At 57.7% G+C, this 10,736-nt stretch carries 8 protein-coding genes; 1 reads left to right on the top strand and 7 read right to left on the bottom strand.

Features of this window, described 5'->3' with window-relative positions:
• Positions 1 to 17 precede the first annotated feature (17 nt).
• The 7 genes from MHK05_RS05850 to MHK05_RS05825 form a co-directional block, all read right to left on the bottom strand.
• The gene (locus MHK05_RS05850; protein ID WP_239205439.1) at positions 18 to 1,664 is read right to left on the bottom strand and encodes a metallophosphoesterase family protein; all 1,647 of its coding nucleotides are present in this window, start codon (positions 1,662 to 1,664) and stop codon (positions 18 to 20) included.
• Between the two features lie 106 nt (positions 1,665 to 1,770).
• A complete protein-coding gene (locus MHK05_RS05845; protein ID WP_239205437.1) occupies positions 1,771 to 2,943 on the bottom strand; it encodes an alpha/beta hydrolase in 1,173 nt (390 codons plus the stop codon).
• Between the two features lie 245 nt (positions 2,944 to 3,188).
• A complete protein-coding gene (gene ppk2 / locus MHK05_RS05840; RefSeq protein ID WP_023019951.1) occupies positions 3,189 to 4,088 on the bottom strand; it encodes a polyphosphate kinase 2 in 900 nt (299 codons plus the stop codon).
• A 171-nt stretch (positions 4,089 to 4,259) separates the two neighbouring features.
• Positions 4,260 to 4,394 carry a hypothetical protein gene (locus MHK05_RS11845; RefSeq protein WP_023019952.1) on the bottom strand — a complete coding sequence of 45 codons (135 nt, stop codon included), beginning with the start codon at positions 4,392 to 4,394 and terminating at the stop codon, positions 4,260 to 4,262.
• Positions 4,395 to 4,438: 44 nt separating this feature from the next.
• On the bottom strand, positions 4,439 to 4,612 hold the full coding sequence (locus MHK05_RS05835; protein WP_023019953.1) for a hypothetical protein: 174 nt from the start codon (positions 4,610 to 4,612) through the stop codon (positions 4,439 to 4,441).
• A 662-nt stretch (positions 4,613 to 5,274) separates the two neighbouring features.
• Positions 5,275 to 6,921, bottom strand: coding sequence for a chaperonin GroEL (groL, locus tag MHK05_RS05830; RefSeq protein WP_023019954.1), 1,647 nt, complete (start codon positions 6,919 to 6,921; stop codon positions 5,275 to 5,277).
• A gap of 232 nt (positions 6,922 to 7,153) precedes the next feature.
• Positions 7,154 to 9,124, bottom strand: a complete 1,971-nt coding sequence (locus tag MHK05_RS05825) for an OPT family oligopeptide transporter (protein WP_239205435.1) — start codon at positions 9,122 to 9,124, stop codon at positions 7,154 to 7,156.
• Between the two features lie 228 nt (positions 9,125 to 9,352).
• Here MHK05_RS05825 and MHK05_RS05820 point away from each other — a divergent pair, with 228 nt between their 5' ends.
• Complete coding sequence (locus tag MHK05_RS05820) at positions 9,353 to 10,720, top strand: M20/M25/M40 family metallo-hydrolase (protein WP_239205433.1); 1,368 nt, start codon at positions 9,353 to 9,355, stop codon at positions 10,718 to 10,720.
• Positions 10,721 to 10,736: the final 16 nt, after the last annotated feature.

Raw genomic sequence — 10,736 nt, 5'->3', positions numbered from 1 at the left:
TAGGCCGCACCTGCTGCCTACCGCGCAAAATCTTGAAATTTAATCATCTCGCCGGACTTGAAGTCCCAGGCCTCCACCCGGACACGGTCAGCAAACACCTTGACCCGCAGTCCGGTGGAGGCCTCTTCCTTTTCCTTAACAATTTTTTCGTCGTTATCGCCATCCGGTAGGTACTCATTGAGAATGGCGCCGGTGTTGACCACGGGGAAGCCGGTACGGCCAGCCTCACCAGTGCCGTCATAGCGGCGGGTTCCCCACCAGTTATTCTGACGCAGCGAAGAGTGGCTGTGGCTGCTAAACCACACGATGTTGTTGTACTTATTGACCACGTTGGATAGCGCCTCGAGGTCCTCAAAGTCATTCTGGTACCACGCCGAATGAGACATCGATACCGTCTGCGGCAATAAAGGATGGCTAAAGACCAACGCCGGAGTGCCCTTAGCATCCCAATAAGCCAGGCGCTCATCTAGCCAATCGAGCTGCTCCTTGCTGATGCGCTGGAACGGCTCCTTGCCGTGGCGCAGAATATCGGAATAAAACTCGGTATTTACCGAAATGAGCGGCACCCCATCCACCACTTCTTCCTTCCACGGTTTATCCTGGCCGGAGTATTTGAGAAAGCGATCCAGGTAAGTCTTAGAGCCTTCCTTGCCATACATTTCGTGGTTGCCGATGGTCCACAATTCCTTGCCCGAATCGTGCGGCACCTCGCTGTGCGCGGCCAAGAAATCATCCCACTGCTGCTGCGAGCCATCGTCCACGAGGTCGCCGTTGAGCACCAGCGCCCCGGCCTTGTCCTCCATACCGTTCAACTGGCGGACCGCGTCTTTGTAGTCTTGGGGGTCGCCCTGGACGTCGGAAAGCACGTCCACGGTAGCCTGCGGCGAGCCCTGAAGCTCACCGAGCGGCTTGACGACGCCCACGTTATCCACCGCCCACCACCAGTCATCATTGCCGTTGTTGTAGCTGAAGCTAACCTGCATATTCTTCGCGCCGGCTGGCACGTCCACGCCAATGGACTCGTGCTTGGAGAAGACATCCTTATCAAAGACGGCGATTTCCTGGGCTTCCCCGCCATCGAAGGAGACAGTCACCTTGGCATTTTGCCCGTCCTTGCCCTGGCGGTAATGGTGGTCGAATTCCACATTCACCCGCTCCTGCCCCGCCACCGGGATGGCCGGGCTCTTTAGACCCGCGGTCATGGAATCGCCTTCGGCCAAGCGCTGCTGCTTGTTGTCGATGATGGCGAAGGTGTCATGCGCCTGGGTGAAATAGTGGCGCATATCGGTACCAGATGCCCAGGTCCAATGGCGCATATCGCCAAAAGTCCAGCCCTTCCAGCGGGCCTCGCCCGAGTCCACGCCGTGCACGTCGGTCTTCCACCCCTCCGGCGCGCGGTGAGTAAACCATGCCGGGGTATCCACCCCGTCGAAGCTTTCCAGCCACAGCACCCGCGATTCTGTGCCTTCCCCCGGCTGCACATCGTCTCCCGCCGAGGACCCCTCGGACGAGCTCTGGGAAGACCCCCAAGAAGAGCCTAACGATGACCCCAAAGAAGAACCAAAGAAGGAACCCGGAAGCGAGGACTGGGCCGCCGCAACAGGTGCGCCCACCATTCCGGTGAGCGCCAGGATAGATGAGAAAGCACAGAGTTTATTTTTCATAATTCAATTTCTATCCGTCCTGGGCAACGACGCGGTTACATATACGTAAACTCTTGGCAAGCACTACATGCCTGCCAAGAGTCCTCACTTTGAGGTCCGCGTGAATTTAGGCGTGGCGGTCGAGCCAGTCCACGACGGTATCGAGAGCCTGATCGGCAGCCGGCTCATTAAAGACCTCGTGCTTCTGCCCCTCCCAGGTCACGTACTCCACGTCCTTGGAGGAGATGGAGTTATACCAATCCTGGGAGAAGTACGGCGGAACGATGCCGTCTTTGGTGCCGTGCATGATGAGCGTCGGTGCGGTGAAGAGGTCCGCATTGACGGCGTCGTAATTCGCAATTGCCGCCAGCTGCAAGGCCGTGCCGGCACTGGTCTTCTGCGCAATGAGCGGGCTAGAGGCATACTCGTCCTTCACCGCTTGGTTAGTGGAGATACCATCCGTAAATGGATTAGACAGCTGAATGTCCTTGCTCCACTCCGGCGATTGTGCGCCGATTTCGGTGCGGTGCGGAATCAGGTTCTGCGCATAGTTCACATTAAAGCTGGTGAGTTGGGCTAGCGGCAAGCGTTCAAAGATGGTGGGATCCAGCTTCTTCTGGGTCTCAGAAATATCATCCGGCGTGATGTTCTTTCCCGCAACATTCTTGCCCGAAAGGTTCAGCGGCGCGCCGCCACCGTTAGTGATGATGCCATCGACCTTGCCCGGCTCACGAATGCCATAGGCCTCCACGGTCAGCGAGCCCATCGAGTGGCCCAGCAGGAAGGTCTTTACTCCCTGATTTTCTTCCTTCGCCATGTCCACGACACGGTCGAAATCATCGAGGATGTACTGGAAATTATCGATATGCCCCATCGGTACGCTGCCGCCGGCGGATTTGCCGTGGCCGCGGTGATCTACGCGGTAGACGTTGTAGCCTGCATCGAGCAAGCGCTTGGCGACGTAATCGTAACGCCCCGAGTGCTCAGATACACCGTGCGCCAAAACCACCGCACCGCGTGGGTTTGCCACCTTCTGCTTCCGGTAGTAGATCTTTACACCCTGACCGCGCTGGCTATCGAAGTAGCCATCCTCGTCAGAAACCTGCTTGTCAGAGACGGTCGGGCGTCCCAATACATCTGGCTTCTGGTCTGCCGTTGGGGCCGGTGCCTCTTGAGCAGCTGCGCCAACTGTAAACGTTCCAGATACCGCCACTGGTGCCGCCATGACAGCAGCCGCCGTCAAGCAAGCGGTTACATGCTTCTTCATCATCACCGTCTCCTCTTTAGTGTTGTAGCTCATAGTGCTTTCCTGGATGAGATTGAGATAACAGTGATGCTAAATACGCGACGATATAAAGCACAAATAACTTCCAATTATGTAACCTACGGTTCCGTAAAATAACCGCACGGAAACGGACTTTTAGGAAGAACAAATTTTGCCAAAACTATTGCCCAAATCCACCCCCGTTACCCCCTTAATACAAAAAGCGGGAAACTCGAAGTTTCCGAGTTTCCCGCCGTCGTGATGGCTAATCCAGCTAAAGCTTAGTCACCAATCTGGTCGCGACCACGCTTAACAATATTCTCATCAACCTCGCCCACCAGCTCGTGATCCTTGTTCGTATACTCGAACTTGGACAGTACATAGCGCATAGCGTTAATGCGGGCACGCTTCTTGTCGTTGGACTTAATGGTAATCCACGGCGACTCTTCCGTATCCGTATAACGGAACTGCTCTTCCTTAGCACGGGTGTAGTCGTCCCACTTATCCAGCGAGGCCAAGTCCATCGGGGACAATTTCCACTGGCGCACTGGGTCAATCTGGCGAATAGCGAAGCGAGTGCGCTGCTCCTTACGAGTAACCGAGAACCACAGCTTGGTCAGGGAGATACCCGAGCCCAGAATCATATTCTCCAGCATCGGAACCTCGCGAAGGAATTCCGCGTGCTGACTTTCGGTACAAAAGCCCATAACCCGCTCCACCCCGGAACGGTTATACCAAGAGCGGTCAAAGAAGACGATTTCACCACCGGCCGGGAAATGCTCGATGTAACGCTGGAAGTACCACGAGGTGGACTCACGCGGCGACGGCTTTTCCAATGCCACTGTGCGGGCACCGCGCGGGTTCAGGTGTTCGTTAAAGCGCTTGATAGTGCCGCCTTTACCGGCTGCGTCGCGCCCCTCAAAGATAATAATATGACGCTGACCAGTTTCCTTGGTCCAGTTCTGCCACTTCAGCAATTCAATCTGCAGCGCACGCTTAACGGACTCGTACTCATCGCGAGTCATGCGTTCATCGTAGGGGTAATTTTCACGCCAAGTCTGAACCGGGGAACCATCCGGCATGATCAGCGAAGGGTCATCCTCATCGGTTCCGTCGACGACGTAGCCGTCTGTTTTTGCCAGGTCAATCTCGGGAAGATCGTCGTCTTTAATATCAGCCATGCATTAAGTGTAACCCGAATATAGACAGCAAGCGCGTTAAACTTTCGAAGTTATCCCTTCCCTAAGAAGTTATCCCTTCCCTAAACAGCCACCAAAACGAAAAGAAGGCCTACCGAGACGGTAGACCTTCTTGCTTCAGTGAGCTTTAAAGCTCAGAACTGGAGGATGTTCTTATACGAACATGCCGATCAGCTTGGAAGCGCCTTCAGCAATGGACAGCAGCGGAGAAAGAACCTCGTGGATAGAGTTGAACAAATTGCTGCTCAATTCTACGAAGCTGCCGAAGTTGGAGGAAAGTTCCTGCATTTTAGTGTCTCCTTATTGAAGGTTGGTTGATGGAAAGGTCTTGCTTACTTGGAGCTCAGTTCTTCCAAGCCGTTACCGAAAGTCTCGAAAGCTTCCTTCAGGGCCTCAAATCCTTCAGCGACGCCTTTCCAGTCCTGGATGCCCTGAACAATCTTGCCCCAGCCTTCCCAGGTAGTTACGAAGTTATCCAAGTGCATCTGAATGGTGGAGAGATCCATGTTTGAACTCCTAAAATAGATCCGAAGCTACTGCCGCGGAGGGGTTTGCAGTTTGCAGACACCCTCAGCGGGCGTCACAAAAGATATTTTGACACTAGTTTGAACGAAATCAAGTCAAATTTGCATAGATGCCCCATCACGCAGGCAACTTGATAGGGATAAGTTTATGGCTTTTGGAGGCATTAAAATTTTTTACCTTAACTGAAAGGCTACTAAACTGGGCTTTTACATTACGCTTTAAATAGCTAGGTTAGCTCAGGCTTAACACTGTAACGCTTCCGGAGTAACGAACGATAGGTAGGCGCAAAACCCACTCTCCGAGAGCGAAAAACCTTTTTAAATTCCGCCCCTTCAGCTACCCCTATACGGGGTCACTGGGGTGCATGGTTCGCATGTTAAAAGCTGTGGCGGAGAATCGCGAGCCATATAGCGCGGTGAATTTCCCAAAAGCTCTCCGATCTCCAGCCCCAATTGAAACCGACTATGACGAGCACATTCGGAAAGTCATCTCGTAAAGACGCAGCGTTCACATATCGCATCACTTAAAGAAAATGGTGCAGACACGCCGAAGCGCCCCGTTTCATACGCTCTAAAGCACAGAAACGGGGCGCTCAGGCTGATGCTAGGCCCGTTGTTATTGGCGGCCTATGGGGTATAGGGCGTTAGAAGCCCATGCCGCCCATGGCGTCAGCGTCCGGCATGCCGTTGTTGGCTCCGGCCGGCTCAGGCTTGTCGGCAACGACGGCCTCGGTGGTCAGGAACAGAGCTGCAATGGAAGCAGCGTTCTGCAGTGCGGAGCGGGTGACCTTGACCGGGTCATTGATGCCAGCCTCCATGAGGTTGACGTACTCACCGGTAGCAGCGTTCAGGCCCTCGCCTGCTGGCAGGGAGGAAACCTTGTCAGCAACAACGCCCGGCTCCAGACCAGCGTTGTGTGCGATCTGCTTCAGCGGTGCGGACAGGGCCTCGCGGACGATCTTGACGCCGGTAGCCTCATCGCCCTTGAGGTCATCCAGGGAATCCAGGACGGAAGCAGCCTGCAGCAGGGCTACGCCACCGCCGGCAACGATGCCTTCTTCCACGGCAGCCTTTGCGTTGCGGACTGCATCCTCGATGCGGTGCTTGCGCTCCTTGAGCTCGACCTCGGTAGCGGCGCCGACCTTAAGGACGGCAACGCCGCCGGAGAGCTTAGCCAGGCGCTCCTGGAGCTTCTCACGGTCGTAATCGGAATCGGAGCTTTCGATCTCAGCGCGAATCTGCTTGATGCGGCCGTCGATCTGCTCCTGGGAGCCAGCACCCTGAACGATGGTGGTCTCATCCTTGGTGACAACGACCTTGCGTGCCTGGCCCAGGTACTCGAGCTCGGCGGTCTCGAGGGAGAGGCCGACCTCTTCGGAGATGACCTGGCCGCCAGTGAGGATGGCCATGTCCTGCAGGGTGGCCTTGCGGCGATCGCCGAAGCCAGGAGCCTTAACGGCAACGGACTTGAAGGTGCCGCGGATCTTGTTCACCACGAGGGTGGACAGGGCCTCGCCCTCAACGTCCTCGGCGATGATCAGCAGCGGCTTGCCGGACTGCATGACCTTCTCCAACAGCGGAACGAGGTCCTTGATATTGGAGATCTTGGAAGAGACCAGCAGGATATATGGGTCCTCCAGGACTGCCTCCTGGCGCTCCATATCAGTAGCGAAGTAGCCGGAGATGTAGCCCTTGTCAAAGCGCATGCCCTCGGTTACCTCGAGGTCAACACCGAAGGTATTGGACTCTTCCACGGTGATAACGGAGTCCTTGTTTACGGAGCCGTTGCCCACGGTGTACATAGCCTCGGCGATCTTCTCGCCGATGGCCGGGTCAGCAGCGGAGATGCCAGCGGTGGTAGCAATCTGCTCCTGGGTTTCTACTTCCTTGGCGGAAGACAGCAGGGAGTCCACAACCTTCTTGGTTGCGGTCTCGATGCCGCGCTTGATGCCCATTGGGTTGGAACCTGCGGCTACGTTGCGCAGACCCTCGCGTACTAGAGCCTGTGCCAGCACGGTTGCGGTGGTGGTGCCGTCGCCTGCGACGTCGTCAGTCTTCTTGGCAACTTCCTTGACCAGCTCGGCGCCGATCTTCTCGTAAGCATCCTCGAGCTCGATTTCGCGAGCGATGGAAACACCGTCGTTGGTAATGGTCGGGGCGCCCCAGGACTTTTCCAGGACGACGTTGCGGCCCTTAGGGCCGAGGGTGACCTTGACGGCGTCGGCAAGCGTGTTTAGGCCGCGCTCAAGGCCGCGGCGGGCCTCTTCATCAAAAGCGATAATCTTTGCCATTGTGTTTGTGCTCCTTGGTTTATTGAGGACGACACTCACGTCTTTCTCGCTGCGGACGCCCGCGACGGCATGGCTGGTGAGTGTGAACCAACCTCAACCACAACGATGTAGATTTATCTAGCACTCATACTGTGCGAGTGCTAACGACCATTCTGGCACTCTCCCACCGCGACTGCAAGAAAAAATGGCGCCCCCGCGAAGGGACGCCATTATATAAGGAATGGATCAGGAACTAGGAGCTCTTCACCGTGCGCTTGGTCCAGCGGTAGATGAACGTTAGCGCGATAATGAAGAGGATCACGCCTACCACGGTGGCGGAGGCACCACCCTCAAAGATTTCCAGCGGGCTCTCGCCGCCAGCGGCGGCGATGATGCCGGCGTTGACCACGCCGAAGAGGGACTCACCCACAATGAGGCCGGTGGCCAGGAGGGTACCCATACGCTTGGCAAACTCTGGGTGGGATTGCTTCGCGGCCCACTTGTCGTAGAAGGTGCCCAAGATGGCACCGATGGGGATGACGATGGTCAGGGCGGCCGGTAGGTACATGCCCATGCCGGCGGCCAGTGGGGACAGCGAGTACTTATCGGTGAACTTGCGCAGGAGCTCGTCAATAATAATAAGAACAGCGCCAATGGCCATACCGATGAAGATGAGGTTCCAATCCAACGAACTATCGAAGATGCCGGAGGCAACGGAGAACATCAGGGCGGCCTGCGGGGCGGCCAAGGCGTCTTCGCCGGCGCCTTCCATACCTTGGAAGCCGAAGCCGTTGAGCATGACCTGAAGAATCGGCGGGATAACGAGAGAGCCGAAGACCACGCCGATAATGAGCGCTACCTGCTGCTTCCACGGAGTAGCGCCGACGAGCTGACCGGTCTTGAGATCCTGCAGATTGTCATTGGAAATTGTGGCAATGCCAAAGACGATGGCCGCGGTGAAGAGCGTGTAGGCCACCAAAGACAAAGGATCCGCAGTGGTGCCGCGGGTGACGGCCGCGATGAGCAGCGAGGCGGCGAGCACGGCGATGATGCCGATGGAGGAAATTGGCGAGTTAGACGCACCAATCAGGCCGGCCATGTAGCCGCACACGGAGGCGATAATCAGGCCTACCAACAGGGTAAAGAGGACGGAGACTGTAATGAGCACGGCCATGTGGTCGTGAATATCAGTACCGCGCACAAAGTCCCACAACAGCAACGCGATAGGCACCATGAACGCCACGATGGTGGTGGCGACATAGGGGAAGGGAATATCGCGCTCGGTGACATCGACGACGGAGCCGGACTTGCGGGCGCGCGAGGAGGCCAGGGACTGGCGGATGCCCACTGCAATGGGAGCGGCAATCTTCAGCAGGGTCCAAATGGCGGCAATGGCCATGGTGCCCACGCCGATGAAGCGGATGTCATCGGAGAAGGTGGTATCGACGACGTCGGCAAGAGCGGTGGCGCCCGAAATATCACCGGTGGTGAAAATGGGCAGCAAGATGAAATAGGAAATCACTACGCCAACCAGCATGGCGATGCCCACCGGCAGGCCCACCAAGTGGCCCACGCCGATAAGGGCGGTAGAAAGGCTCGTGCCCAGGGTGGTCGCGCCGGCGCCGAGTTTGAAATAGGCGGTGACCTCAGAGGCGGCCGCCTTCATTGCGGTCAGCAGCGCCATGACGGCCGAGGTAATACCGCCGGCGACGATGATGCGCAGACCCTTGGCATTTTCTTCCTGGCTGGCGCCGGAAGCATTTTCATCGCCCACCTTGAGGACCTCGGCCGCGGCCACGCCCTCCGGGTAGGGCAGATCGGAGCCCGTTACCAAAGCGCGGCGCAACGGAATGGAATACATCACGCCCAGCACGCCGCCGATGATGCACACGCCGGCCGTCTGCAGGAAGCCGAAGCCCTGCCAGTACCCCACCATCACTAGGCCCGGGAGGACGAAGATGATGGCGGACAAGGTGCCCGCAGCAGAGGCGATGGTCTGGACAATATTATTTTCTTTAATGTTATGACCTTTGAAATGGCGCAATACTGCCATGGAAATCACGGCAGCGGGAATGGAGGTAGCAAAGGTCAAGCCCACCTTCAGGCCTAGGTACACGTTGGCAGCGGTGAAGATGAGGGTAATCAGGCCGCCGATGATAATGCCGCGCAGAGTCAGCTCGGGCAGGGTGGCCTTGGAACCTGCGGCGGATGATGCGTTCGCCATGCCAGGTCCTTTCTATTCTCGGCTATGAAAGTTTCTCGTTTCACCCCGCGTAACAAACCGCAGCCTGCCACGTCCGTTCCTGTCTGTTTGGCCCCGATTCCTCGCCGGAATAGGGTCCGAACGGACAAAATCCGCACAGGGTGGAATGAATAAATTTTAGTTCACCACCCCAGCGTTTTCCTATTCCGGTTGCTCTATAGCTTGGGCAGGGCGGGTACGGTAGTACACATGACTGCACTTAATGAAAGCATCCGCAACGACCGCGAGACCATTTTCCGCCAGCTCAGCGAGCTCGTAGCCTTCAACTCCGTCCACAATGAGGAAGGCTTGGAGGACCAGACCAAGGGCGCGAGCCAGTGGGTTAAGTCCGCACTCGAAGAAGCCGGAGTGAGCGTGGAAACCATCACCACGGCCGATGGCTCCACCGCCATCTTGGGCGAGCGCAAGGGCGACGAGGGGGCCAAAACCGTCCTGCTTTACTCCCACTATGACGTAGTACCGGCGGGCAACCGCGAAGCGTGGGATTCTGATCCTTTTACCCTTGCTGAGCGCCAGGCCGCCGATGGCTCTACTCGTTGGTACGGCCGCGGCGCCGCCGATTGCAAGGGCAACGTGGCCATGCACCTAGCGGCCCTGCGCGCGGTGGACAATAACGGCGGCACCAAGGTCAACCTGAAGTACCTCATCGAGGGTTCTGAGGAACGCGGCGGCGAGGGCCTGTCCCAGCTCATCAAGGACCGCCCGGAGCTTTTTGCGGCCGATGCCATCCTCATCGCCGATGCCGGCAACTCCGCCGTAGGCCAGCCGACCTTGACCACTTCCCTACGCGGCGGCGCGCAGATTGGTGTGCAGGTCGATACGCTGGCCGCCGGCGTTCACTCCGGCCAATTTGGTGGCGCGGCCCCGGACGCCGCCAAAGCCCTGATGCGCGCCATCGACTCCCTATCCGATGAGTACGGCCGCACCGTTATCGATGGCGTAGATACCACCGCCGAGTGGTCCGGCCAGGAATACTCGGCCGAGGCCTTCCGTGCCGATGCACAGCTGCTGGAGGGCACCAAGATCATGGGCGAAGATGACCCGGCTGGCGCCACCCCGGTGGCGAATATGGTCTGGTCCCGCCCAGCCATTACCGTGACCGGCTTTACCTCTACCCCGGTTGCAGAAGCAGTCAACGCCGTGCCCGCTACCGCTTCCGCCCAGCTCAACCTGCGCGTTCCGGCTGGCGCCGCTGCCGCCGCGATTGCCGACGCCGTCTGTGCGCACCTCCGCAGCCACACCCCTTGGGGCGCCCACGTCAAGGCCGAGGTGCTCGAGTCCAATGCCGGCTTTGCCACCGATCCGGAAAAGCCAGCCGCTGCTCTGCTAGGCGAATGCCTTTCCGAGGCCTATAACGCAGAGACCGCCGCACAGGGCATGGGCGGTTCCATTCCGCTAACCACCGAGCTGCAAGAGGCGCATCCTAACGCGGAGATCGCCCTCTACGGTGTGGAGGAGCCCAAGTGCACCATTCACTCCGCCAATGAGTCGGTGGATCCCACCGAGATCGAAAATATTGCCGCAGCCGAGGCACTCTTCCTGCAGCGCTACTCCTAAGGCTTGCGCCCCTGGC

Source organism: Corynebacterium nasorum (genome assembly GCF_022347325.1).
GTDB lineage: Bacteria > Actinomycetota > Actinomycetes > Mycobacteriales > Mycobacteriaceae > Corynebacterium > Corynebacterium kefirresidentii.
The sequence above is the reverse complement of the archived record's forward strand: the minus strand, read 5'-3'. Positions and strand labels throughout refer to the sequence as shown.